Origin of the sequence: Thermoleptolyngbya sichuanensis A183, assembly GCF_013177315.1 — a bacterium.
Lineage (GTDB): Bacteria > Cyanobacteriota > Cyanobacteriia > Elainellales > Elainellaceae > Thermoleptolyngbya > Thermoleptolyngbya sichuanensis.
On record NZ_CP053661.1, the window covers coordinates 4,984,860 to 5,008,226 of the forward strand.

General features: G+C 55.5%; 25 protein-coding genes and 1 tRNA gene. 18 read left to right on the top strand and 8 right to left on the bottom strand.

Going from position 1 to position 23,367, the window contains the following annotated elements; all coding sequences use genetic code 11:
* Window positions 1–3 precede the first annotated feature (3 nt).
* The 3 genes from HPC62_RS20625 to HPC62_RS20635 all read left to right on the top strand — a co-directional run bounded on the left by HPC62_RS20625 (window position 4) and on the right by HPC62_RS20635 (window position 3,079).
* Window positions 4–732, top strand: a complete 729-nt coding sequence (locus tag HPC62_RS20625; protein WP_172358311.1) for a ParB N-terminal domain-containing protein — start codon at window positions 4–6, stop codon at window positions 730–732.
* A gap of 572 nt (window positions 733–1,304) precedes the next feature.
* Window positions 1,305–2,756: an aminotransferase-like domain-containing protein gene (locus HPC62_RS20630; protein WP_172358312.1), complete on the top strand. Its 1,452-nt coding sequence runs from the start codon at window positions 1,305–1,307 to the stop codon at window positions 2,754–2,756.
* 20 nt (window positions 2,757–2,776) lie between these two features.
* Window positions 2,777–3,079, top strand: coding sequence for a hypothetical protein (locus tag HPC62_RS20635; RefSeq protein ID WP_172358313.1), 303 nt, complete (start codon window positions 2,777–2,779; stop codon window positions 3,077–3,079).
* Between the two features lie 109 nt (window positions 3,080–3,188).
* Here the strand turns inward: HPC62_RS20635 and HPC62_RS20640 are convergent, their stop codons facing one another.
* Window positions 3,189–3,434, bottom strand: coding sequence for a hypothetical protein (locus HPC62_RS20640; protein WP_172358314.1), 246 nt, complete (start codon window positions 3,432–3,434; stop codon window positions 3,189–3,191).
* Between the two features lie 610 nt (window positions 3,435–4,044).
* Between HPC62_RS20640 and HPC62_RS20645 the strand changes: the two genes are divergently transcribed.
* A complete protein-coding gene (locus HPC62_RS20645; RefSeq protein WP_205371066.1) occupies window positions 4,045–4,563 on the top strand; it encodes a hypothetical protein in 519 nt (172 codons plus the stop codon).
* A 10-nt stretch (window positions 4,564–4,573) separates the two neighbouring features.
* Here the strand turns inward: HPC62_RS20645 and HPC62_RS20650 are convergent, their stop codons facing one another.
* Both HPC62_RS20650 and HPC62_RS20655 read right to left on the bottom strand, forming a co-directional pair.
* Window positions 4,574–4,900: a TMEM165/GDT1 family protein gene (locus tag HPC62_RS20650; protein WP_172358315.1), complete on the bottom strand. Its 327-nt coding sequence runs from the start codon at window positions 4,898–4,900 to the stop codon at window positions 4,574–4,576.
* A gap of 7 nt (window positions 4,901–4,907) precedes the next feature.
* A complete protein-coding gene (locus HPC62_RS20655) occupies window positions 4,908–5,339 on the bottom strand; it encodes a TMEM165/GDT1 family protein (protein WP_225906813.1) in 432 nt (143 codons plus the stop codon).
* Window positions 5,340–5,431: 92 nt separating this feature from the next.
* On the opposite strand from HPC62_RS20655, the gene HPC62_RS20660 reads away from it, so the two are divergent.
* The 6 genes from HPC62_RS20660 (at window position 5,432) to HPC62_RS20685 (ending at window position 10,902) form a co-directional block, all read left to right on the top strand.
* The gene (locus HPC62_RS20660; RefSeq protein ID WP_225906812.1) at window positions 5,432–6,139 is read left to right on the top strand and encodes a bifunctional 4-hydroxy-2-oxoglutarate aldolase/2-dehydro-3-deoxy-phosphogluconate aldolase; all 708 of its coding nucleotides are present in this window, start codon (window positions 5,432–5,434) and stop codon (window positions 6,137–6,139) included.
* Between the two features lie 149 nt (window positions 6,140–6,288).
* Window positions 6,289–6,894, top strand: a complete 606-nt coding sequence (locus HPC62_RS20665) for a superoxide dismutase [Fe] (protein ID WP_172358316.1) — start codon at window positions 6,289–6,291, stop codon at window positions 6,892–6,894.
* A gap of 217 nt (window positions 6,895–7,111) precedes the next feature.
* Window positions 7,112–7,318, top strand: coding sequence for a hypothetical protein (locus HPC62_RS20670; protein ID WP_172358317.1), 207 nt, complete (start codon window positions 7,112–7,114; stop codon window positions 7,316–7,318).
* A 99-nt stretch (window positions 7,319–7,417) separates the two neighbouring features.
* Window positions 7,418–9,535: a polyphosphate kinase 1 gene (gene ppk1, locus HPC62_RS20675; RefSeq protein WP_225910580.1), complete on the top strand. Its 2,118-nt coding sequence runs from the start codon at window positions 7,418–7,420 to the stop codon at window positions 9,533–9,535.
* 320 nt (window positions 9,536–9,855) lie between these two features.
* Window positions 9,856–10,647, top strand: coding sequence for a coiled-coil domain-containing protein (locus HPC62_RS20680; protein ID WP_172358318.1), 792 nt, complete (start codon window positions 9,856–9,858; stop codon window positions 10,645–10,647).
* Between the two features lie 54 nt (window positions 10,648–10,701).
* Window positions 10,702–10,902 (top strand): hypothetical protein, encoded by a 201-nt coding sequence (locus HPC62_RS20685; protein ID WP_172358319.1) that lies wholly within the window; start codon window positions 10,702–10,704, stop codon window positions 10,900–10,902.
* Between the two features lie 584 nt (window positions 10,903–11,486).
* Here the strand turns inward: HPC62_RS20685 and HPC62_RS20690 are convergent.
* Window positions 11,487–11,560, bottom strand: a tRNA-Arg gene (locus tag HPC62_RS20690).
* A gap of 700 nt (window positions 11,561–12,260) precedes the next feature.
* On the opposite strand from HPC62_RS20690, the gene dnaK reads away from it, so the two are divergent.
* Window positions 12,261–14,168: a molecular chaperone DnaK gene (gene dnaK / locus HPC62_RS20695; RefSeq protein WP_172358320.1), complete on the top strand. Its 1,908-nt coding sequence runs from the start codon at window positions 12,261–12,263 to the stop codon at window positions 14,166–14,168.
* Window positions 14,169–14,600: 432 nt separating this feature from the next.
* Window positions 14,601–15,956 carry a DUF4912 domain-containing protein gene (locus HPC62_RS20700; RefSeq protein WP_172358321.1) on the top strand — a complete coding sequence of 452 codons (1,356 nt, stop codon included), beginning with the start codon at window positions 14,601–14,603 and terminating at the stop codon, window positions 15,954–15,956.
* A 154-nt stretch (window positions 15,957–16,110) separates the two neighbouring features.
* Here HPC62_RS20700 and HPC62_RS20705 read toward each other — a convergent pair whose 3' ends face one another.
* A complete protein-coding gene (locus HPC62_RS20705) occupies window positions 16,111–16,986 on the bottom strand; it encodes a pirin family protein (RefSeq protein WP_172358322.1) in 876 nt (291 codons plus the stop codon).
* A gap of 333 nt (window positions 16,987–17,319) precedes the next feature.
* Between HPC62_RS20705 and HPC62_RS20710 the strand changes: the two genes are divergently transcribed.
* Window positions 17,320–18,834, top strand: coding sequence for a hypothetical protein (locus tag HPC62_RS20710; RefSeq protein ID WP_172358323.1), 1,515 nt, complete (start codon window positions 17,320–17,322; stop codon window positions 18,832–18,834).
* An 11-nt stretch (window positions 18,835–18,845) separates the two neighbouring features.
* On the opposite strand, the gene HPC62_RS20715 is transcribed toward HPC62_RS20710, so the two are convergent.
* Together HPC62_RS20715 and HPC62_RS20720 are read right to left on the bottom strand one after the other, a co-directional pair.
* Entirely contained in the window at window positions 18,846–19,022 is a 177-nt protein-coding gene (locus tag HPC62_RS20715; protein WP_172358324.1) for a hypothetical protein, read from the bottom strand.
* Between the two features lie 33 nt (window positions 19,023–19,055).
* Window positions 19,056–19,316, bottom strand: a complete 261-nt coding sequence (locus tag HPC62_RS20720; RefSeq protein WP_172358325.1) for a hypothetical protein — start codon at window positions 19,314–19,316, stop codon at window positions 19,056–19,058.
* Here HPC62_RS20720 and HPC62_RS20725 point away from each other — a divergent pair.
* The 5 genes from HPC62_RS20725 to HPC62_RS20745 all read left to right on the top strand — a co-directional run bounded on the left by HPC62_RS20725 (window position 19,299) and on the right by HPC62_RS20745 (window position 22,788).
* Window positions 19,299–19,523 (top strand): hypothetical protein, encoded by a 225-nt coding sequence (locus HPC62_RS20725; protein WP_172358326.1) that lies wholly within the window; start codon window positions 19,299–19,301, stop codon window positions 19,521–19,523. The two genes, HPC62_RS20720 and HPC62_RS20725, sit on opposite strands and share 18 nt — an antisense overlap.
* A 515-nt stretch (window positions 19,524–20,038) precedes the next feature.
* Entirely contained in the window at window positions 20,039–21,340 is a 1,302-nt protein-coding gene (locus HPC62_RS20730; protein WP_172358327.1) for an IS110 family RNA-guided transposase, read from the top strand.
* A gap of 290 nt (window positions 21,341–21,630) precedes the next feature.
* Window positions 21,631–22,005 carry an HNH endonuclease gene (locus HPC62_RS20735; protein ID WP_172358328.1) on the top strand — a complete coding sequence of 125 codons (375 nt, stop codon included), beginning with the start codon at window positions 21,631–21,633 and terminating at the stop codon, window positions 22,003–22,005.
* Window positions 22,006–22,034: 29 nt separating this feature from the next.
* Window positions 22,035–22,400, top strand: coding sequence for a hypothetical protein (locus HPC62_RS20740; RefSeq protein WP_172358329.1), 366 nt, complete (start codon window positions 22,035–22,037; stop codon window positions 22,398–22,400).
* The gene (locus HPC62_RS20745; RefSeq protein WP_172358330.1) at window positions 22,393–22,788 is read left to right on the top strand and encodes a hypothetical protein; all 396 of its coding nucleotides are present in this window, start codon (window positions 22,393–22,395) and stop codon (window positions 22,786–22,788) included. The genes HPC62_RS20740 and HPC62_RS20745 overlap by 8 nt, the downstream gene beginning before the upstream one ends.
* A gap of 360 nt (window positions 22,789–23,148) precedes the next feature.
* On the opposite strand, the gene HPC62_RS20750 is transcribed toward HPC62_RS20745, so the two are convergent.
* Complete coding sequence (locus HPC62_RS20750) at window positions 23,149–23,310, bottom strand: hypothetical protein (RefSeq protein WP_225906810.1); 162 nt, start codon at window positions 23,308–23,310, stop codon at window positions 23,149–23,151.
* Between the last annotated feature and the right edge of the window lie 57 nt (window positions 23,311–23,367).

Here is a 23,367-nt window from a genome sequence, read left to right on the forward strand (position 1 = left end):
GGAATGAGCGAATATTATCTGGTGGATGTCAAAAGTATTACCTCGAAGGTGCCCCGCTCTCAGTTTGCTGTAAATGAAATCGAAGCGCTGGCTAAGAGCATTTTGGCGGCGGGTGGTTTGCTGTCTCCCATTCTGCTGAAGCAGACGGGGGCAGAAAGCTATGAGGTGCTGGCGGGCGATCGCGAGTATTATGCTGCCGTGCGGGCCCGAGAAATCAACCCCCGCGAAGCCGAGATGGTGAATGCGTTTGTGGTGCCGGAGGATGTGTCAGACGCTGCGGTTGAACAATTTGAACAATCTAGAGCGCTGCATCCGTCTCCGCCTTCAGTGCCCAGCCCCGACACGCAAACGCCTACCCTTGCCCCTCTTAGCTATATGGATCAACGAGTCACTAATCTAGAATCGCGACTGGATGCTGCAATTCAAGACATGAAACAAACCCAGCAGCGAGACATACAGCGATTAGAACAACACCTCCAGGCACTCCAGCAGCAGATTCCTCAGAAGGTAGAGCCGCTGGAAACCTTCAACACCGCCCCTCCAGCAACCCTGATGCAGAAGCTGGCGAGCGCTGGTATTCGAGGTAAAACGGCTGACACACTCATCAAAAACATTGAAAAAGCTCGTGCCAAAGCGCCCTTCACCTCATTTTCGGATGTAGTCAAACGGGTCGAGAAGCTAGGCGATAAGCGAATGCTCAGCATTCTAGATGCATGGAACAGAGTCTTCTAAGGGAGAATGGATTCAGCCTTCCCTTCATAGTTTTTTGTTAGCTAGGAGGTGTTGATAGCTGGCAGCTATCTCGAAGAATAGTGCTGCTCTATCCAAATTCTGACTTCGCGTTCGGAAGTGCAAGTGATTTTAGATTGAGTGTGTGGATCGTAGATTTGCCAAAGGCTTGAGCCAGTCCTTTGCGGAATTTCTCGGATGATTGGCTCTGAGCTTCCTGATAAATGATTGACCCAACTTAAAACCAGTTCTAACCAACGATTTTGAGTTGAATGATTCGGGTTTTCGAGATGAGATGCGGCGCTGACCGAAGGAGCCTGGGATGAGGAAGTGGGAGAAACTTCAGAAACATTCATACGGCTTGGAGGAGGGAAAGGGGTTCACAGTTCCAAGCTTCGCTAATTCAAAGCCATTTGATAAGGTACAGATTTTCAAACTTTAACTAGTACAGTTATTGAAGACTAGAAACTGTACTACCTGTTTTGAGCCAAACTGTACCGGGTGAAAACGGGGGCGATCGCCTATAGTGCATCTATAGTGCTTTCGTAGCGGTTGTTTTGCGCCGCTCTGCGCCTGTGAAAATTCCCCTCGATCGGCGATCGCCCCAGCCCGTCTACCTGCAAATTCGCCAGCGCATCCATCGCCTGATTCAGTCGGGAACGCTGCAACCGGGCGATCGCCTGCCCTCCATCCGCAGCCTGGCCGAAGCAGCCCAGGTCAACAAGCTCACGGTTATCGAAGCCTACAGCGTGCTAGAAGCAGACGGACTGATCTACGCCCGCCCTGGCTCTGGCTATTTCGTTAGCGAACCGTCCGTCACCTCGCCGATTCCGCCGTCCCGCTTTGCCCCCTCTCAGGAGGTCATTATTCCTGACCAGGGCGAAATGTCTTACTTCGACATTTACATGGCCTCTGTGTCAGCGCTGCATCAGGATGGCGTGACGGTCTTCAGTTCCGGCTTTCCCCACCCCCACGACACAGACATTCTCCAGCGGGTGGCTCGTCGCGCCTTTAAGGAGATGGGGGCGCTGCTGTTTAACTATGACCTGCCGCAGGGACAATATCCCTTGCGAAAGCAAATTGCTCAACTGCTGGTGCAAAAGGGGCTAGATGCCTCGCCCGACCAGTTGATTGTCACCAATGGGTCTATGCAGGGACTGTCGCTGGTGATGCAGGAAATTGTGCAGCCCGGTGACTGGGTCATTGTAGAAAGCCCGACTTTTCACGGCGCGTTGGCGGTTCTTCAGCAGCTTGGTGCACGGGTGATCGGCATTCCCATGACTCGCGACGGCATGAACCTCGACCTGCTGGCGCAATACCTCCACAGCCATCGCCCCCGGCTGATTTATACCATCAGCACGCTGCACAACCCAACGGGCATTACCACTGACCTCGCCCATCGCCAGCAGTTGCTCGATCTGGCCCGCCGCTACGATTGCCGCATTCTGGAAGACAACGCCTACGAAGGGCTGAACTTTGACCCCGTGCCGCCCCCCATCAAGGCGCTGGATCAAGACGACTTTGTGATTTACGCAGGGACGTTTACCAAAACGCTGATGCCCGGTCTGCGGGTGGGCTATCTGGTCGCGACGGGGGACGACTATGGACGGCTGCGAGAGCGCAAGATGCTGCATGACCTGTGTGTGTCTACGGCTTCGCAGGCGATTGTCAGCGAGTATTTGGCGACGGGCTACTATCGCCGCCATTTGGCGCAGTTGTGTACGCGCAATCTTCAGGGGCGTGGTGTCATGCTGCAGGCATTGGAGCAATACTTTCCTGCCGAGGCTTCCTGGACAGTGCCTACTGGGGGGCTGTTTCTCTGGGTGAAGCTGCCAGATCGCCTGCCGATGCAGTTGGTATGCAGCGAGGCAGCGTCCGAGGGCATTTTGGTCACACCCGGTTCTGCATTTTTCCCAAATTTGCAGGGCTACCCGGCAATGCGGCTGAATTTTTCCTTTGATGCAGAGGTAATTGAGCAGGGAATGGCAATCCTTGGACGCATTATGAAACGCCACTTGGCCACCTGAGCGGAACATTTCGGCGCAGGTTGGGCAACTCCGGCACTTTTGGAGCGCGATCGCCCGCTGGACGGCTCGACGTGATCGAGGAGATGGACGGCTGGGTCAGTCCGCGCTTGCAGATTCGGTTTGAACCCAGCGAGTCGGGCTTGCAGATTTTCCGCCCAGATGGGCAGCCTTTTCTGACGTTTGTAGAACTAGAGACGCTACGACTTCAGGCCCAGCAGCAGGCCGAACAGGCCCAGCAGCGGGCTGAGCGTGCAGAGCGCCGCGCAGAACGACTTGCCGAATGCCTGCGGGCCCTCGGCATTGACCCGGACTATATCCAATAGCGAACGAGCCGGGAACCTTGGGATGGCAGATAGCGGGAATGGGCAGCATCGGGTGCGATCGCCCCAAAGAATTCCCCAAAACTCTTCACGAGGAACGGCCGGGAATACTTTAGCGAGACACGCCGATGGCATCAGTAATGGACTGGCTGAGCGATCGCCACTCTTCGTACTCCAGCTTGTCCGATTCGTACAGTTCGCGCAGCACACCGGAAAACTGCTGGCAGGCGAGATAAAGATCAACCAGTGCCTTGCCTGCGTTTAGCGCCAGAAAGTCGCGCGAGTAGATTACGTCGTCATCGATCCGCTGCCGAGAGGGGGAATAGCAAACGCTGGTATAACCGATTCCCTGAGGCACAACCTCAATCATCCAACCGCGATAAAAGTCTGTTAAGCAAGCACTATTCATACAGGTGACTGGTTTTTCTATATTCGTTGGGAATTCGTTGAGACTGTTCGAGTCCGCGTATGCTGCGAAGCACCAAATTTGACAAACAGCACCAAGACCTGAAGCAAAAGGACGAAAGCGAGTGCCGGAAAGCTCTGTCAGCTTGGGCCAACCTGGCTAGTCAAGCCTTAGCGCCTTACAACGCTTATCAGCGACCCGTGCTTTCGAGCGCACCAAGCGGGATCAAGCTGCGCTGAGAGAATTGCTCCGTAGGATCGAGAGCGATCGCCCTAGACGGCTACATGAGACAAACTAAAACCAAGAATTTCCTGAACGCTCTGGAAAACCAGCAGAACTGAGCAACCCAAATTCAAGGAACTATCCGAGAATATACTGAATTTTCCTAGTCTGAGAATAGCGCGAACCAGCGTAATCACTTACGTTAAGTCAGCAAGAATTCATTAATGATTTGTTGAAGCTCGATTCAGACAAATCTAGTTATGACTCGAAACGATTGTTCATGACTGGATTGAGCCGAATCCGATAGGCTGGAGGTAAGAGTTAAGAATGTCTTATACCCATGATGACTTCTACTAAATTTAATCTGCTGCCGGGTCGCTCTGTCTGGCAGTCGGCGGTTTTACTGGCGGTAGGGTTTTGGCTCAGCGGCAGCCTGCTGCTGGATCTGGTCGTGATGCCTGCCATGTACGCCAGCGGCATGATGACGCAGCCCGGTTTTGCCAGCGCAGGCTACAGCATGTTCTGGGTTTTCAACCGTCTGGGGCTGTTGTGTGTGGCGATCGCCTTCGTGGGGCTTCTCTCGCTTTTGCGGCAGCACAAAGTTGCGGGCTGGGCAATCGCTGCGGTCTGGCTCCTGTTGGGCGTGACCTTTGTATTGACCTACGTGATGACTCCCGTGATGAGCGGTCTAGCGATGCCGCTGAACTGGCTGACGAGTGAAGCCAGCATTCCTGGCAGCATGGCGCAAATGCACGGAATTTACTGGGTTTTGGAACTGGTTAAGCTAGGGCTGAGTGCAGCGCTGCTGGTCGCGGTGGGTCGGCGGTTTTTGGGCGAGCGGCTGGAAGCGGGACGCTAGGTGGGTTTGTTTAGGCAGGTTCGTTACCGTCCAATGACTCATCCAGCGGCTCGTCTGGCAACTCATCCGCCGCACCCAGCAGCAGACGCATAGCCATGACGACAAACCCAATCGCGGCGATCGCCTTGATCCAGCGGGTCGGCACAACCTGAGCCACGCCGCCGCCCAGCATCACGCCCAAAAAACTGGCCAGCACCAGCGCTACTGCCGTCCCCAAAAACACAGCCCGAACAGACTTGCCGCTGCTGCCGAGGGCGATCGCCGCAAGCTGGCTTTTGTCCCCCAGTTCCGACACAAACACCGTGACAAACGCCAGTCCCAGCAAATTCCAGTCCATTTTTGCTCTATCCCTGAATTACATCCCACACCAGCATTCCCGCCACAACCAGCAGCAACACGGCTGCTGCTTTGTCGAGCAGTCGGGGCGAAATGCGGGTCGAGAGCCACTTGCCCAGCAGCACCCCACAAAGACTCGTGGCGATTAGCGCTGAACCCGCTCCCAAAAACACCACCCACGGCGCTTTGGACTGGGCACTCATAAGCAGCACCGTCATTTGGGTTTTGTCGCCAATTTCTGCCAGGAAAATCGTGATAAAAGTCGAGAAGAAAATGCCGAATTCGTCTCGCAGACGGAGCGGCTGAGCAGTCGGCGCAGGCTGGGTTGAGTCGGCAGCCCCGTCAGACGACGCAGCAAGCGGCTGAATCGAAGGGGGGACTGGGCGCTCAGCGGTCAAAACGGGTGAAGATAGAATCGAGTCGGGGGAAACCAGGCTCACGGGCAGTCACCAATGTTTTTCATATTCTTCTCATTTTATGGCAATCCGTCTGCTCCGTCACCCGCGCTCCTAGAAAGTCTGGTAAGTGAACTGTGATTTCTTCCCATTCTCAGGCGGTTTCCTTCAACGATCGATGGCTGCATTGGCTGCAAACCGAGCGGGCGATCGCCGTCATTCGTGCGCCCAACCTGGCGACCGGCGAGGCCATGGCGCGGGCAGTGGCGGCGGGTGGAATGCGGCTGATCGAAGTTACCTGGAACAGCGATCGCCCTGAAACCCTGGTGCATCAACTGCGGCAGCGCTTGCCCGACTGTCTGATTGGCGCGGGCACGATTACTACTCCCCAGCAGGTGAGTGCGGCGATCGCCAGCGGAGCCCAGTTTTTGTTTAGCCCGCACACAAACCGGGCGCTGATTCAGCAGGCGGCCGAACTCGAGATTCCCTTTGTGGCGGGGGCCCTCACGCCGACGGAAATCATGACCGCATGGCAGGCGGGCGCAGCGGCGGTGAAGGTGTTCCCGATTCAGTGTGTCGGCGGCGCAGACTATTTGCGGGCCGTGCGAGAACCGCTGGGCGAGATTCCGCTAGTGCCCACGGGCGGGGTCACGCTGGAGAATGCGCGAACCATGCTGGAGGCAGGGGCGATCGCCGTTGGGCTGGCGGGGCAGTTATTTCCCAAGGCGGCCGTGAAAAATGGGGAATGGGCGATCGTGCAAGAACGAGCCGCGCAGCTAAAACACAGCCTTGAACACAGCCTTGAACCAAGCCTCGGCAGTCGGGCTGCGTTCGGTGCTGTGTAAGACACGGCCGGGCCAATTTTTGATATAAAATTCTATCAATAGTTTGAGGACGCGCTCCGCCCTAGCTACGTCTGGCGGATCATGCGTAGGGGCAACTAGCTCTTCTAGACTCAAACTGAACACAGCGCAGTTAATAGAGGATGAACACTATGCCTATCGAACAGCCGCCCCTGCCTTTTGCGATGGATGCTTTAGAACCCTATGGCATGAAGGCTGAGACGTTTGAATATCACTACGGCAAGCATCACAAAGCTTACGTCGATAACCTGAACAAGGCGATCGAGAGCGATTCTTCCCTGGCAGGCAAGTCTCTGGAAGAAATCATCGTGGCGACTTTTGGCGACTCTGCCAAAGCTGGCGTGTTCAACAACGCCGCTCAGGTCTGGAACCACACCTTCTTCTGGAACAGCCTGAAGCCCGGTGGCGGCGGTGCGCCGACGGGTGACCTGGCCGCCAAGATCGACGCTTCTTTCGGCAGCTACGACAAGTTTCGCGAAGCCTTTGCCAACGCCGCTGCGACCCAGTTTGGCAGCGGTTGGGCCTGGCTGATCGATGACAACGGCACGCTGAAAGTGACCAAGACTCCCAACGCCGAAAACCCCCTAGCACATGGGCAAAAAGCGCTGCTGACCCTTGATGTGTGGGAACATGCCTACTACATCGACTTCCGCAATGCCCGCCCTGCTTTTATCCAGAACTTTTTGGATAAGCTGGTGAACTGGGATTTTGTCGCTGAGAACTTGGCTGCCGCCTAGGTACAACCCGGTTTTGGCTGACGCTGGCGCTTTTTCTGAGGCTTTTTCTAGCTTGATAAAGCGCATGGTTCAGTTTTGTAAGTTATGAAGCTGCCGCGAGTGGATAGAGTGCAAAATCGCTTTATCCACTCTTGCTTTGTAAGCGGTTTCCTATGAATAGTGCCGGTGGGTAGTTCCAGTGGATAGTTCCTATAGGTAGTTCTGGTGGATAGTTCCTATGAATAGTGAAGACTTGGCACGTTACATGGCCGAGAGCGATCGCCTCCATCAGCCGTGGCTCCTGGCACAACTGCGGCTCAAAAAATTGCAAGAGCAGCGAGCAAGCCTGTCTAACGAGGAGTATCTCCGGGCGTTGGCGGATGTGCATCACGACCTGATGCAGCTTGGGGAATGGTGGGTCGGCCGCGAAGATGAGGTGTTTTGAGTATCCTCAGTTCGAGAATAGGGGGATAATGATCTGATATGATCGGCTGCTCAGCGTTCGCTTCAGATTTCCTAGCTCTAGCCCCCCGATTCTCCTATCGTGTCTTCTACCCAGCCGCCCCAACCCAACTGGTCAGATCCGCAATACTACTTCAGCCGCGAACTGAGCTGGATCGAGTTTAATGCGCGGGTGCTGCATGAGGCGATGGACGAGCGCACGCCCTTGCTGGAGCGCTTGAAGTTTGCGGCGATTTTTAGCAGCAATCTGGATGAGTTTTTTATGGTGCGGGTGGCGGGCATCAAGCGCCAGGTGCAGGCACAGGTGGATCGGCGATCGCTCGATGGTCGCACGCCACAGGAACAGCTCGAAGCCATTTGCCAAAAGCTTTTGCCCCTAGTCGCAAAGCAGCACCAGCATGTGCAGTCGGTCTTGCGGCCGCAGCTTGCGAGCCACGGCGTTTTCCTGCTGGACTATGCAGCGCTCAACCAGGCCCAGCAGCGCCATTTGCGGGAGTATTTTGAAGAGCGGATTTTTCCCGTGCTAACGCCGCTGGCGGTCGATCCGGGGCATCCCTTTCCGCACATTTCTAACCTCAGCTTGAATCTGGCGGTGGTGGTGCGATCGCCCGAAGGAACCAGCCATTTTGCCCGCCTCAAAGTGCCCAGTTCACTGCCCCGATTCGTCTTGTTGCCGCTAGAGTTGCAGCGGCGCAAGCAAACGCCAGTCTGGATGGGCGTGCCAATCGAGCAAATCGTTGCCCACAATCTGGACAAGCTGTTTCCAGGCATGGAGGTCGTCGCCTGCCATGTGTTTCGGGTGACCCGCAATGCTGACCTGGAAGTGCAGGAGGACGAAGCAGATGACCTGCTCCAGGCAATCGAGCAGGAGCTTCGCAAGCGGCGGTTTGCGGGGTCTGTGGTGCGGCTAGAAGTTCACGAATCCATGCCGGATGAAATTCGCCAAACGCTGATGGCGGAGATGGGGCTGAGCAACGCAGATGTGTATCCGGTGGTGGGGCTGTTGGGCGGGCGCGACCTAATGGCGCTGGTGGATCTGCCGTTGCCCCATCTCAAGGATGCGCCCTGGAAGCCTGTGAGCCATCCCCGACTGCGCCGACTGATGGAGTCTGAATATTCCACGGATGAGGATTTTTTTGCCCTGATCCGGAAGCAAGATTTGCTGGTGCATCATCCGTTTCAATCGTTTTCGTCGTCGGTGCAGGCGTTTCTTCAGCGGGCAGCCCAAGATCCCGACGTGCTGACGATTAAGATGACGCTCTATCGCACGTCGGGCGATTCGCCGATTGTGGACGCGCTGATCGATGCCGCCGAGAACGGTAAGCAGGTGGCGGTGCTGGTGGAGCTAAAGGCACGCTTTGACGAAGAGAATAATATTCAGTGGGCGCGGAAGCTAGAGCAGGTAGGGGTTCACGTCGTTTATGGGCTGGTGGGGCTGAAAACGCATACCAAGCTGATGCTGGTGGTGCGGCAGGAGGGCGATCGCCTGCGTCGCTATGTCCACATTGGCACGGGTAATTACAACCCCAAAACGGCGCGGCTCTACACCGATCTGGGCTTGCTGACCTGTCGGGAGGATCTGGGTGCAGACGTGACGGAGTTGTTTAACGCGCTGACGGGCTACTCGCGGCAAAAAAACTATCGCAAGCTGCTGGTGGCTCCGACCAATTTGCGCGATCGCCTGCTTGACCTGATTCACCGAGAGCGCGAGATTGCCCGTGCGGGTCGCCATGCCCGGATTGTCACCAAGATGAATGCACTGGTCGATCCGCCGCTGATTGGGGCACTATACGAAGCGTCGCAGGCGGGTGTGCAGATCGACCTGATTGTGCGGGGCATTTGCTGTCTGCGGCCGGGGCTGGCAGGGGTGAGCGATCGCATTCGGGTCATCAGCATTGTGGGCCGGTTTTTGGAGCATTCCCGCATTTTTTATTTTCACAATGACGGCGCGGAGGACGTATACATCGGCAGTGCCGACTGGATGCCGCGCAACCTGGATCGGCGCGTGGAGGCCGTTACGCCAGTGGACGATAGGGCGATCGCCAAAGATTTGCAGGAAATTCTCGGCATCTTGCTGGCCGACAACCGCCAGGCATGGGAGCTTCAGCCCGACGGTAGCTATCGCCAGCGCCATCCTGCATCCCCAGACGCAGTGCAAAGTGCCCAACAAATTCTCATGGACATGGCGCGGCAGTCCTGATAAAGCGATTGGGCGATTCGCGAAGCGATCCCTACGGGAATCGCGCTCAGGTGTGCCCTGCGGCTCCCACTACGCTGAGGGATGGGTCAGAGCCAAGACTCGATCTGGCATTTCCAGACCTGAGCATCCCGGCTGAAATGTTACTCTAGTAGGTCTTCAATCTGTCGGTCTTCAATCAAGTAGGAAATCGCCATGATTCAGCGCTCCAATCCCCCACACGACGTTTGACGAGTCCGTTAAGTGGCTGCCCGAATTTTCAGAATCCCGCTATGAGTTGCGCCGTGGGAATATTATTCAACTATTCGCAGCGGAATAGCGTCATGAGTGAGAATCAACCGACCATCGATGAACGCCTCGACCGTGTGGCAGTGTTGCTAGAAACCTCGACCCAGCAAATCGCCTATCTGTCAGAGCTAATTGTTACTAATGGACAACAGGCCGCCCAACGGGATGCATCGCTCAATGCCAAGCTGGATCGATTATCTGAAGAGGCCGCCCAACGGGATGCATCGCTCAATGCCAAGCTGGATCGATTATCTGAAGAGGCCGCCCAGCGGGATGCATCGCTCAATGCCAAGCTGGATCGATTATCTGAAGAGGCCGCCCAGCGGGATGCGTCGCTCAATGCCAAGCTGGATCGATTATCCGAAGAGGCCGCCCAGCGGGATGCATCGCTCAATGCCAAGCTGGATCGATTATCCGAAGAGGCCGCCCAGCGGGATGCGTCGCTCAATGCCAAGCTGGATCGATTATCCGAAGAGGCCGCCCAGCGGGATGCATCGCTCAATGCCAAGCTGGATCGATTATCCGAAGAGGCCGCCCAGCGGGATGCGTCGCTCAATGCCAAGCTGGATCGATTATCCGAAGAGGCCGCCCAGCGGGATGCGTCGCTCAATGCCAAGCTAGATCGATTATCCGAGGCGATCGCCACATTTGTTGACCAGACCCAGCAGCGAACCGTCGCCATTGACGACAGACTTGACCGCATTGCGATTACGCTGGAAAGCCAGAACCGGGCGCTAGAGGGGCATATTCGCCTAGCGGAGCAGCAGGCGCAGAGTGTGGCAACGCTTACGACGCTGGTTTCTCAGCTCCTTGCAGCCAGGGTATGAAGAGATAAAGCCCGTGATGGTGTGGGTGGGGTCTTGCCCTGATCTGTCTTGCGGGTGAGCCACACTAGCAGGCGCGTCGCCTCTGGAATCCTCTACCATCCAGGGGAAGGGCTGCTGCTGCACCCACCGAGCGATCGCCTCATCTTTCAGCCGTCGCACATGGTCTTCGACGAAGCCACGCCTGCGAATAAAGGTGAAGCACTCGCGCAGGCTGCCTTGTCCCTCGATGCCCAGCGTCTTGACCGCAATTTCTGATCCATCGCGCTGGCAACTAAAATTCGCTCAGTGTTTTCTGCAACGAATTCTGTGCTTGACCGCAATTTCTGATCCATCGCGCTGGCAACGGTATTGAGGGCGAGATCGGCGATCGCCACTAATTTGCTGGTGTCGGTCGCCTGCCCGGTCACGCCGTCAAAGAATCGCACCATCGTGACAGCATCGAATTCAGGAATATGCGCTGTCGGTAGGGCTTGGGGCGATCGCTGCCAGGTTTAGGCGGCAATTTGGCCCGCAGTGCCAGCATCCCACCTATCTGCTCTACCGACACCTTGACGCGCCCATCTTTAAGCCGCTGGCTTACCGCGTCATGCGTCTATTCAATCTTGGAAGTCGCCATAGGTTAGTCAGATGAGCCAGTTTTTGCAGTTACTCCTATTTGTGTGAGTGCGATCGCCGCTGCACTGCCCACAAAATCGCTGCTTCAGCAAAGCTGTGGCTATCCATGACCCAAACTATGACCACATTACCGGAAATTGCCAACGCATCTGCGCCACTTCAGGCTTTGTCAGGAATTACGCAAAAACGGCTAAACCCTTTACTACCAGTGCTTTTGAGGCTAACGGGACTGGCGCGGCTCGAACGCGCGACCTATCGCTTAGGAGGCGATCGCTCTATCCAACTGAGCTACAGCCCCAGGGGTGAATTGGGACGACCCAATGTTTCTAAGCCAATCATAGCAGCAACCCAAAAGGAGGCAGCGACAGACGGTAAACACGCCCCAGCGGATTACGGTTCACCGTCAATCCTAATCGCGCCTGCTTTTTACACTAAAAACATGCAGCATAACCAAGCCCTTAGGAACATCAACAACATTCGACTCAAACAAACAGAGCAGGAAATCGTCCCTCTAGAGGCAATTTCCGCCTGCATTGATGCATCGATTCAGCGTGAGGTTGATCAGTGTGCATCTGTTGTCAGGCAGGTTTGCACGCAAGGCGGCGATCGCTCCCCAGACTGCAAACCGGTGGCGAATTCACAACCGCCCTACCCCAGGTTCGGGAAATACGACTTCATCGAACTCGGAAAAGGTACGCAGTATATAGATTGGGAACCACTGCCGCCCACGGGTTTGGCTAGAGCTGGCTGAAGGCACTCTATCCTCAGAGAGTGTGCAGCTTGAGAGGGTACGTAACCCAAACGCTGCGTTACTGGTGAAACACGTCACTGGTGAAACACGTTACTTGTGAGACGTAGTTCACAAATAGCGCCCAGACCGCTGGGCCGGGCGATCGCATTTAGGACTCAGCTTGCATTGAGCTTGAAAACGGGTAGAAGGGCGATCGCACACATCGGTTAATCAAGACTTGGAACTGTATCTGAACCGGAGACTATCTATGGCAAAAGTTGTTGGAATTGACCTGGGAACCACTAACTCCTGCGTGGCAGTGATGGAAGGCGGCAAGCCCACGGTCATCGCGAACGCAGAAGGGTTCCGCACAACGCCCTCCGTGGTCGCGTTTGACCCCAAGACCAAAGAACGTCGCGTGGGGCAGATTGCGAAGCGGCAGGCCGTGATTAACCCCGAAAATACGTTTTACTCGGTGAAGCGCTTCATCGGTCGCAAGTTTGACGAAGTGACCCATGAAACGACTGAAGTGCCCTACAAGGTGCTAAACGTCAACGGCAACGTCAAGCTCGACTGCCCCGCCGAAGGCAAGCAGTTTGCCCCTGAAGAAATCTCGGCGCTGGTGCTGCGGAAGCTCAAAGAAGATGCCACGAAGTATCTAGGCGAAGAAGTGACCCAGGCGGTGATCACCGTTCCCGCCTACTTTAACGACTCCCAGCGGCAGGCCACAAAGGACGCAGGCAAGATCGCAGGTCTGGAAGTGCTGCGGATTATCAACGAGCCGACGGCCGCCTCTCTCGCCTACGGTTTGGACAAAAAGAGCAACGAAACCATCCTGGTGTTTGACCTGGGCGGTGGTACGTTTGACGTATCGATTCTGGAAGTGGGCGACGGCGTGTTTGAAGTGCTGGCAACCGCCGGCGACACTCACCTAGGCGGCGACGACTTCGACAAGAAGATCGTGGATTACTTGGCCGAAGAGTTCAAGCGCAACGAGGGCATCGACCTCCGCAAAGACAAACAAGCTCTGCAACGCCTAACAGAAGCGGCTGAGAAAGCCAAGATCGAGCTGTCCAGCGTTACCCAGGCCGAAATCAACCTGCCCTTTATCACCGCGACTCAGGACGGGCCGAAGCACCTCGACGTAACGCTGACCCGCGCCAAGTTTGAAGAACTCTGTGCCGACCTAATCGACCGCTGCCGCGTACCTGTCGAAGCCGCCCTACGCGACTCGAAGCTGTCGAAGGACAATATCGACGAAGTGGTACTGGTGGGTGGTTCCACCCGGATTCCTGCGGTGCAGGAAGTGGTGAAGCGCGTGCTGGGCAAGGAACCTAACCAGACAGTGAACCCGGATGAAGTCGTGGCTGTGGGCGCTGCGATTCAGGCGGGCGTGCTGGCCGGCGAAGTGAAGGACATTCTGCTGCTCGACGTGACCCCCCTATCGCTGGGTGTGGAAACGCTGGGTGGCGTGATGACCAAGATTATCCCGCGCAACACGACGATCCCCACCAAAAAGTCGGAAGTGTTTTCAACGGCTGCTGACGGGCAGACCAATGTGGAAATCCACGTCCTGCAAGGGGAGCGCGAAATGGCTTCGGACAACAAGAGCCTGGGAACCTTCCGGCTGGACGGCATTCCCCCCGCGCCCCGTGGCGTGCCGCAAATCGAAGTGACCTTCGACATCGATGCCAACGGCATTCTAAACGTCCGCGCCAAGGATAAGGGCACGGGCAAAGAGCAGTCCATCAGCATCACGGGCGCTTCGACCCTGCCCAAGGATGAAGTGGAGCGGATGGTGAACGAGGCCGAGCGCAACGCCGCCGCCGACAAAGAGCGCCGTGAAAAGATTGAACTGAAGAACCAGGCCGACTCGCTAGCCTATCAGGCAGAAAAGCTGCTGACTGACCAAGGCGACAAAGTGCCTGAAGCCGACAAAACCAAGGTGGAAGGACTGGCAAAGGATCTGCGGAATGCGATCGCCCAGGAGAACATGGACAGCATCAAGTCGCTGATGAGCGAGCTGCAACAGGCCCTCTATAGCCTCAGCAGCAACCTCTATCAGAGCGGCGATGGTGGCGACGGCGGCGCAACGCCTCCGGGTGGAGATGCGGGAACGCCTTCTAGCAGCGGCGACGACGACGTGATCGATGCAGAATTCTCGGAAACCAAGTAGAACTGAGGCTGCAACAAGAACGGTTTGGTACGGTTCTAAAACCTGATTTAACCGGAATAAAGGGGGGCGATCGCTCCCCTTTTCTTGTGCCTAAATTTTGCCCTTAACCCGCACAAAGCAAGTCATGAAGTCCTGACAATGAGGCGATTTCACTGACGATCCCAACTCAGCAAAAAGTCATGTTTTCCTGACAATACGATCCCAACAAAACCTGTAATCTCGTGAAGTCCCTATGATTCAACACTTTCTACCCCTTGACCGAATAGGAATTTTTACGCACTATAGGTCTTAACGATTCGATCCCCGTGATCCCAAAAGGTTTATAAGCTCCGTTGGTGATCCCCGTAGGCAACATGGCTGGCGTCCGTTTGGGCAGGGTGTCAATTCGTCATTCCTTTACCCACTTCTTCATCCCTTTACTGGAGGAAAATCATGGCACAGGAACGCCCACCCCTGGAAGAGATGACGCTCCGGCAGTTGCGCCGCGTGGCTAGCGAGTTTAACGTCTCACGCTATAGCCGCATGAGAAAGGAGCAGCTTGTTGCCGCAATTTTGAGCGCTCAGCGGGCTGCGGGCTATGCGCCTGCCTCCTCTCGTCTGGTGGAAGCACAGGCGGAGGTCGAAGCAGCCAAGTTTGATGTCGGGCAGAGCGATCGCGCTCCCATGTCCCTGGCAGAAGTGGATGAACCCCTCAGCGATCTCCCCGATGGCTACGGCGAGAGCCGCATTGTGTTGATGCCCCGCGACCCGCAGTGGGTCTACGCCTACTGGGACATTCCCAATAGCCAAAAAGAGGAGTTGCGTCGGCAGGGTGGCTCACGCTTGGCGCTGCGGTTCTACGACGTGACGGATATTAACCTAGCAGTGCAGCGTCCCCACAGCCTCCAGCAGTACGAGTGTGACGAATTGGCGCGGGAGTGGTACTTGCCCGTCCCCGTGAGCGATCGGGACTATCTGGTTGAAATTGGCTACGTCTGCACCGATGGTCGCTGGCTGGTGCTGGCCCGGTCTGCTCCGGTGCGCGTCCCCCCGGTCTATCCATCGGATTGGGTCGATGATCAGTTCATCACTGTGAACTGGGACGAGGAACTGGTCGGCAAGCAGTTCTTGGAACTGGTGCCCCCCAGCAAGCGGGGTGCGGCCGCCGACTCGATCTACGACCAACTCTTCGGCGAGGCGATGGTCGGTGGGCAGCGAGTCGATGCGTCGATGATGGGCGCAGTGCCGAACGTTGCAGGATCGCTATTTGGCTCGGTTCACATGGCCGAAAAAGCCGTCAGTTCCTATGTATTCCCGTCGGGTGCGGGATTGTGGGCCGTGCCCACAATGTCGGGAATCACGGCATCGGGCGTGGGCATGGGTTACACCATGTCTGGCGTGGGATACACGGCATCGGGCGTGGGCTATATGGCATCGGGCGTGGGCTATATGGCATCGGGCGCGGGACTGGCCTACACGGCATCGGGCAGCGGGATCGGCTTCTCTGCCTCCGCGCCGCCCATTCGTCCCCGCAAGTTCTGGCTAATTGCCGATGCTGAACTGATTGTCTACGGCGCAACGGAACCCGATGCCACTGTTACCATCGGCGGCCAGCCCATCAAGCTCAATCCCGACGGCACCTTCCGCTTCCAGATGTCCTTCCAGGACGGGCTGATTGACTACCCAATTATGGCGGTTGCGGCCGATGGCGAACAAACCCGCAACATTCACATGAAGTTCACCCGCGAAACGCTTGATCGCCGCACCAACACTAAGGAGGAAGCTGTAGAAGAATGGCTGACCTATTGAGGCTGATGACATACTGAGGCTGATCTATTGAGGCTAACCTACGAGGCTAACCGACTAAAGCTGACTTACTAGAAAATCAGGCATCAGATCAGGGGTCGGAGGGTTTCCGACCCCTGATTTTTTGTCGGCATTTTCTCGACCCCAGGACTTAACCCTATGCTTCGGGGAGCGGAATAAACTCCGTTTCTTCTGGAACTTCTGGAAACTTCCAGTCTTGCCAATCTCGCTTGGCCTGCTCGATGCGTTCTGGGCGACTGGAGACAAAATTCCACCACTTTTGGCGCGGCCCCACGGGTTCGCCCCCAATCACAATGCAGCGGGCGGGCTGATCCGTCGAAAGGGTGACGGATTCCCCCGATTTCAGCAGCGCCATCGTGTGGACGGTCATCGGTTCCTGGTTCAGCACGATTCCGGGTGTGACGGCATAGACGGCTTGTTCGGAATACAGTGCAGGCAGCGTAAACTCAGCGTTATCTGCAAGCTTTACATCCAGGTAGAGAATGGGCGAGAAGGTTCTTACAGGCGAGGTGCGATCGCCCAATTGTCCGGCAATCAGCTTGATTGATGCACCGCCCGTTTCCCAGGACGGCATTTCTGCGGCAGCATAGTGGCGAAACCAGGGATCGGTTTCCTCGTGGGCATCGGGCAGCGCGATCCAGGTCTGGATGCCGTGCAGCGTCGATTCGATGGGGCGGGCCCAGGCGGGCGATCGCTCGGAATGCGTAATTCCGCGTCCAGCCGTCATCCAGTTCACCGCGCCGGGGTGAATTTCCTGGACGCTGCCCAGGCTATCGCGGTGCAAAATCACGCCTTCAAACAGGTACGTCAATGTGGCCAGGTTGATGTGGGGATGGGGGCGCACGTCCAGCCCCTTGCCTGGTGGAAAAACAGCGGGGCCGAGGTGGTCGAAAAAGATAAACGGGCCGACCATCGTGCAGGTGTCGCTCGGCAATACGCGCCGTGCCTGAAAGCCGCCCAGGCCTTTCGTTTCCGGTTCGATGACTTGCGCTAGGTGGGATGCTAAAACCATGAATTTTCCTGATCCGGGTGAATCGAGCGTCGAGGCGGGGGTGCGGTTCTGGGAAACTGCCTCGGCTTTGTTTTTGTAATGTCCGTTACATTTAGAATCAACTGTGGCGGCGGGGGCGATCGCTCTGCCAGAATTGAGGCGATCTTGCATACAGTCTGGATTCAGTATCCCGGATCGACGCTGTCTTGGTGTGAATCAACTGTTGGTGTGAATCAACTGTTAGTGTGAATCAAACATTGGTGTGAATCAAACGTTGGTGTGAATCAACAATCAGCGTTACAACTCTTAGTTTGGCTTGGTGTGTTTGGAGACATGGATATGCGGCGTATTTTAATGGCAGTTGGAGTAGGGCTGGTGGCAATGGCTCCGGTTCCGGTGATGGCGCAGTTGCGGCTGCCAAATATTCCCGGGTTGCCCGGTGGTGTGCCGATTCCGCCCGTGCCAGGACTGGGAGAACTGATGGGCGATCGCCCCCCTGTCTCCACCAGCCTGGAAGATGCGAAAACGGAACTGGCCCTGCTGGATACATACAATCCCCAGCGTGTTGCACCCGCCAGCCAACTGCGGCGCGGCGAACACGGCAGCTTTGTCGTCGTGCCCGGTGTGTATGAATACGAGGCGCAGAGCTATTGCCTACATGCAGGGACGCACGGGCCGGGGCAAGGCGACGGCTATCTGTATGCGCCGCTGCTGGGCAAGCGAGAAACCATCGTGCGGCGGGTGTTGCAAAACTCCGTTGCCCATCCCGACATTCCCCAGCGGGATATCCAACTGCTGCTGTGGGCAATTCTATCGCGGACCCGGTTTAATGACCTGTCCAGCGACCTACAGGCAGCAGGGCGACGGCTGCTCACCCGCGAAGATATCAACGACCTGAATGGCGGCGCACTGGGCAACATTCCGCCAGAGGTGCAGCGCCGCATTTTTGCCGAACTGCCGCCTGCGGTGCGCCAAGTCGTGCAGGCAGAGGCGAACCTGCGATCGCTCCTCACACGCGGCAATGCGTCCTATGCCGAGATGGAGCGCATCGCTGTGCTGGTGGGCGAGGTTGGCATGGGCGAGGGGAGTCGCGAGGTTCCAACCGGCCGCTGGTCGATGCATCCCAGCGGGCTGTTTGTCCGCTATAACCCGTCGGGCTATAGCCGCACCAAGGTTCAGTTTGCGCTACCCGATCGATATACCATCACGCGAGACACGCTAGGGCGGATTACATCCGTCACGGATAGCCAGGGGTATCGCAGCGAAGTGGTCTACGACGACCGCATTGCACCCCGCCCCCACCCCACCGATCCGCAACTGGTTGCCTACGCCTTTCAATCCGTGCGCCTGACTCGCCCCAACCCTGCCAATCGCGCCCAAACGGAACAGTTTGAGGTGCAAAATCAGGGCTGGGCCTTTACCCATGCGCCACGCCGCGCCGCCAGCAATCCGGTGACGCTGGCAGCCGCCCTGCCCTTGCCTGGATTTTTCACAGCCCAGGGCGATCGCTATTGGGACTGGGCCCGGCGCGGCCGCGAAGCCTACGACCAGCAGCAAGCCGTAAGGGACTATTGGGAACGTGTTGACCGAGCCACGCGCGATCGCAGCGCCCAGGACATCGACGACCTGACCGATCTGGGACACTATCGCGACGGCGTAGAAGCTGCAACAACAGGCAGCACGGGCGATCGCGTTGGCTGGATTGCCGACCATCACGAACGCCAACGCGGGGCCCTGCTCTACGCCATCTGCGTACTAGAAGAACGCTGCGAACCGGGCAGTTCTAGAACCTACGATCCATCTGGTGATGTGGCGGTTCCGGGCAACACCTCGCGGCAGCGGCTCGGTCAGTCGGCTCGCGGGTTCTAGCGGGAACTAGTCTACTTTTGCTCTGGGCGGGATTTTTCGGGCGGGGTTGCGCTGAGGCGGTTGATCGTGCGGATCAGGTGATACATCTGCCCCAAGTTGCGCTGGTTATAGCCAGAGTCACTTTCATAGTGTCGCCCTTTGTCACATAGCAGATGATATTGGCATAGGTCTTCTTTGGCCTGGCACAAGCTGGCTTCGGCGCTGCGGAGTCTGGCCTTGGCCTATGCAATTTCCTGGGGGCGGTTACCCGTCTGCGATCGCGCGAGTCGGGCCTGGACTGCATCGAGTTGCCCCTGCACCTGCACCAGCTCGCCTTGGAGATTCGAGTCGTCCATATACGCCAGGAGTTGCCCTTCAGAAACGCGATTTTCATCTGCCAGCACCGACATCTTTGGGCGATCGCCCTCATCTGGCAGCACCGACATCTTTGGGCGATCGCCCTCATCTGGCAGCACCGACACCTTGTGGCGATCGCCCTTCATCTCATTGCACCCGTACCTTTCGGCGATCGCCCTTCATCTCCCAGTACCGACATCTTTGGGCGATCGCCCTCATCTGGCAGCACCGACACCTTGTGGCGATCGCCCTTCATTTCCCAGCACCGACACCTTTGGGCGATCGCCCCCCGGATACCTTTTGGGACGTTGCACACTGACCGAAATCTATCGCTACTCAACCTCTGCGGCTGACCCGAAAGCGGCTGAGAGTATGCGGCTTGACCCAGATCTCGAAGAACCGAGCCTCTGCAATTGGGGGGCGAATCGCCGACCCCACCGGAAGCTGACAGAACCAAGGCGCTGAGGGCTAACGTTCGTGTTCAGCAGCGACAGATAACGTTTTCATCACTACTCGCATATTCTACTCGTCTGCTGCAACACGGTTTATGGGGAGACAGAACCGCAACAGAGAGGAGACGACCATGCATTGAGCGACAGTCAGATGTCTACTAACATATCGCTTCGCTCCTCTCATACAGCTCACTAAGAGCCAGAGAAATGGTAATAGGAAAAGGAACTGGGCTAGGGATTGAGGACGACCATCCAACGTCAGACATCTCGATGTCTACTAACATATTGCATCGCCTCAACCTTGACCAGCTTCCTTCAACGAATTCTCAGGGAGTGGTGACAGACACCTTCCATAATCTCTTCGCTCAGAAGCAGGCAGCCCAGTTCCAGACAACAAACTATCCCCAACTTAGCTGATGGAAAGAACCTTTGTCGCCTACATCGGCATTGACTGGTCAGATCGCAAACACGACATCTGTCTGTACGACCCCGAGAGCGCACAGCGAGAATACAGCGTGATTGGCGCTCAACCGCAAGAGATTGCCAACTGGGTTGCGACCTTGCAACAGCGATACGGCAACAGCCCAATTGCCATCTGCCTGGAGCAAAAGCGAGGACCCCTGATTTACGCGCTGTGCCAGTACGACAACCTAGTGCTGTTTCCCATCAATCCGCGCACGGTTTCTAACTATCGACGAGCCTTTCAGCCCTCACGAGCAAAATCAGACCCCGTAGATGCCCAGATTTTGATTGAGCTGCTGCTCAAGCACCCAGACAAGATCCCCCCGTGGCAAGCCGCATCTTGTGAACTGCGAGCGTTGCGGCAGTGGAGTGAATCCCGCCGCATGCTGGTGGGAGAGAAGGTACGACTGACCAATCGCATCACCGCTGCTTTGAAGAACTTTTATCCTCAAGTGCTGGAGTGGTTTGAGGATAAAGATACTCAAGTGTTTTGTGACTTTATCACTCAATACCCTGACCTCCACTCTGCCCAAGCGGTTTCGGCTGAGGAATTGACTCTGTTCTTCCAGTCTCATCGAGTCATCCGCCGGAGCGCCATTGAGCGGCGCATTCACCAAATCCAAACCGCTGGCATCCCCCTGACAGAAGACCCAGGGATGGTTGAACCGATGCAATGGCTGGTGCAAACGCTGGTGATTCAGCTCAAGGCGCTGTTGCATCGACTCGATGAGTTAAATCAAACGATTGAGCAATTGTTTCAGTCTTTGCCAGATGCGGCGTTTTTCGATGCTTTACCCGGAGCAGGACCCCATCTTGCGCCCCGGCTACTGATTGCGTTTGGCGATGACCGCAGTCGCTTCGGCAGCGCCCAGGCGTTTATGAGCTATATCGGCATTGCACCCGTCAAAGAGGAGAGTGGCAAGAAACGCTGGACGCATTGGCGCTGGAGTTGTCCAAAGTTCTTGCGGCAGTCCTTTGTAGAGTGGGCTGACCAGTCGCGGCGGCACTCATCGTGGGCCAATGCGTTCTATCAGCAGCACCGGCGATCGGGCAAAAGTCATCCCAAAGCGATTCGCGCTCTGGCGTATAAGTGGGGACGGATTCTCTGGCGCTGCTGGCAAGACCGAGTGCCCTATGACGAAGACCGCTATCTGGCGGCGCTCCAGCGGAAGAAGTCGCCGCTAGCGGCGATGCTAGTCCAAAGCCCAGTTGAAATGACTACTACAGCAGATAAGTGCGGCAATTCTATGGTTTAAGTCACGCTAAAAGACACATGACAGTTCAACAAATGGAACGTATTTAGGAATGAAACATTTAATGCAATGTAGCCAACCTCGGGCTGGCTTATGGTTTGCTGCGTTTAGAGTCTGTGCATCAATTTACTCAGTACCTTTTCACGGTTGACTGTTGACTCCGTCTCCCTCAGGGCCTATGTTGGGCGGCAACCCAGAAGTTTTAGTTTGGCTTTCGAGATTCATGGGAATACTAGTTGATAGGCATAACGTTTCTCAACTGCTATGCCTAAAGAGGATCCGAGGAAGAATCTATGGCATCTGACAAATCAGCTCAAAACCTGAATCTACTTTATAGTGAGCTTTTAGTCCTACTAAAGCAGGAAGAGGAACTACGTAAAGAAACGCAAAGGAAGTTGGAAAAAGCTAAAGCTGTTATTGATCCTCGTAAAGAATTTAATAGATGGCTTCAAACAAAAACTGGAAAATCTTGGAAGAATAAGCAGTTTGAATTTCAAGAAGGTAAATGTGCAGCTTGCAACGAACCGCTACGTTTTGCTGATGCAGTTGTACATCATGTCCTTCCATTAAAAGATTTTGGTTCTTCTGCTAACAGACCTGAAAACTTCAAATTGCTACATCCTGGCTGTAATCTTGCAATCGGAACAAAAATCGTTGATTTTTCTTGAGCTTTCTTTACTTGGAGTAATCTTGAAACATGGCTAGCACCACACTAATTAAACAAGTCGCAAATGAGTTTGGTTGGACACAAGCAGATATTAAACGCGCTATTGAGGCTTCTCAGGATGAAGTAACTACTAGGGATGAAATCATTGCCTGTATGATTCGCTATGCAGGCCCAGCACTCCTACAACGCAATCGTGAACTTGGGGCACAGAAAAGAGTCAGTAATCAACAGAAGGAGATGATTGCTAGCCTGGTTGATCAACTGACCAGTGTCCAAAGCTTCTACGCTACACAGGTGGTTCCCACGCTAAAAGCTACAATTGATGCACAGGCTACATACATAGCAGATTTACTAAAGCAAGTATCTGGGAAAAATCAAGGAGGTTCCAATGGGTAGTGATATTGAGAAGCTTACCAAACTCCACTTACAGGCTTTTGGACTCTCTGATTACATGATTAGACAAATCTTTAAGGATCTTGATGCCAAGTCTAGAAGTACTGGATTAAATGAGTACGCTGCTCCTGATGTAAAAGTAGCAGTAGAAAAAAGATTGGAAAATCCGAGAATCCAGTCTAAGACAAGGGAAATGCTTCAGAGAGTTCTTTTCTGGCTTAATGGTGAGTCTAATGTTATCCCGGTAGATTTCTTGCAAGGCTTGTCACCTGAGAAAAAAATTGAAGTCTTACGCGCCCGTGTACAGGAACTAGAATCCCAAGAACAAATACTCAATGAGGATACTGCAAAACTGTTAGCCCGAGCTAAGCAGATGGCGGCAAGCAGATAGATACGCCATGTAACAGAGCTTAGATGAATCGGGGGCTAGGTCACTTGCCGCCCAACTAGTAATTAGACTGATCGTGTCTGCCTATCTACCTCCATAAGGGCAATTAGGCTGAAATTTGTCTGTCTAAGATCCCAATTCGGGGGATTAGGCTGATTCAGATCTGTCTAAGATCCCAATTTGGGGAGTTAGGCTGACGCTAATCTGCATAATACCCCTGTTTTGCGGAGTTGGGCAGATGGGTTCACAAAGGCTTTGGATGGCGCGGCTGCAAGGTTGTGGATTTTGGAGTGGGGATTTTGGATTTTGGATTGAGGGGATGCCCTGCTAAAATCCAAAACCCAAAATCCTCCTTACCTGTTCTTACTCGTTTGCGCTAGGGTTGCTGCGGATTTCACGATGGAGGTAGCGCAGCACTTCGCCGGGGCGACCATCGAGGATGATGCCGTAGGGTGGAAGGTCGAGGGCACGAGTCCACTCGAAGCGTTCGGCGTAGCGGAGCAGGTGCAGACGGTCAATCGCCATCTGGGCATCTTCAGGCAGGCCAATGATGCAGTGGCGCAGGCGGCGGTGGTGGGGCAG

What these genes read in the sequence shown, in the direction of transcription:
- HPC62_RS20625 (WP_172358311.1), top strand. Translation starts at nt 4, where the DNA reads ATGAGCGAATATTATCTGGTGGATGTCAAAAGTATTACCTCGAAGGTG.
- HPC62_RS20645 (WP_205371066.1), top strand. Translation starts at nt 4,045, where the DNA reads ATGATGACTTCTACTAAATTTAATCTGCTGCCGGGTCGCTCTGTCTGG.
- HPC62_RS20650 (WP_172358315.1), bottom strand. Translation starts at nt 4,900, where the DNA reads ATGGACTGGAATTTGCTGGGACTGGCGTTTGTCACGGTGTTTGTGTCG.
- HPC62_RS20665 (WP_172358316.1), top strand. Translation starts at nt 6,289, where the DNA reads ATGCCTATCGAACAGCCGCCCCTGCCTTTTGCGATGGATGCTTTAGAA.
- HPC62_RS20670 (WP_172358317.1), top strand. Translation starts at nt 7,112, where the DNA reads ATGAATAGTGAAGACTTGGCACGTTACATGGCCGAGAGCGATCGCCTC.
- HPC62_RS20680 (WP_172358318.1), top strand. Translation starts at nt 9,856, where the DNA reads ATGAGTGAGAATCAACCGACCATCGATGAACGCCTCGACCGTGTGGCA.
- dnaK (WP_172358320.1), top strand. Translation starts at nt 12,261, where the DNA reads ATGGCAAAAGTTGTTGGAATTGACCTGGGAACCACTAACTCCTGCGTG.
- HPC62_RS20700 (WP_172358321.1), top strand. Translation starts at nt 14,601, where the DNA reads ATGGCACAGGAACGCCCACCCCTGGAAGAGATGACGCTCCGGCAGTTG.
- HPC62_RS20705 (WP_172358322.1), bottom strand. Translation starts at nt 16,986, where the DNA reads ATGGTTTTAGCATCCCACCTAGCGCAAGTCATCGAACCGGAAACGAAA.
- HPC62_RS20710 (WP_172358323.1), top strand. Translation starts at nt 17,320, where the DNA reads ATGGCAGTTGGAGTAGGGCTGGTGGCAATGGCTCCGGTTCCGGTGATG.
- HPC62_RS20720 (WP_172358325.1), bottom strand. Translation starts at nt 19,316, where the DNA reads ATGAAGGGCGATCGCCACAAGGTGTCGGTGCTGCCAGATGAGGGCGAT.
- HPC62_RS20730 (WP_172358327.1), top strand. Translation starts at nt 20,039, where the DNA reads ATGGAAAGAACCTTTGTCGCCTACATCGGCATTGACTGGTCAGATCGC.
- HPC62_RS20735 (WP_172358328.1), top strand. Translation starts at nt 21,631, where the DNA reads ATGGCATCTGACAAATCAGCTCAAAACCTGAATCTACTTTATAGTGAG.
- HPC62_RS20740 (WP_172358329.1), top strand. Translation starts at nt 22,035, where the DNA reads ATGGCTAGCACCACACTAATTAAACAAGTCGCAAATGAGTTTGGTTGG.
- HPC62_RS20745 (WP_172358330.1), top strand. Translation starts at nt 22,393, where the DNA reads ATGGGTAGTGATATTGAGAAGCTTACCAAACTCCACTTACAGGCTTTT.
- HPC62_RS20750 (WP_225906810.1), bottom strand. Translation starts at nt 23,310, where the DNA reads ATGGCGATTGACCGTCTGCACCTGCTCCGCTACGCCGAACGCTTCGAG.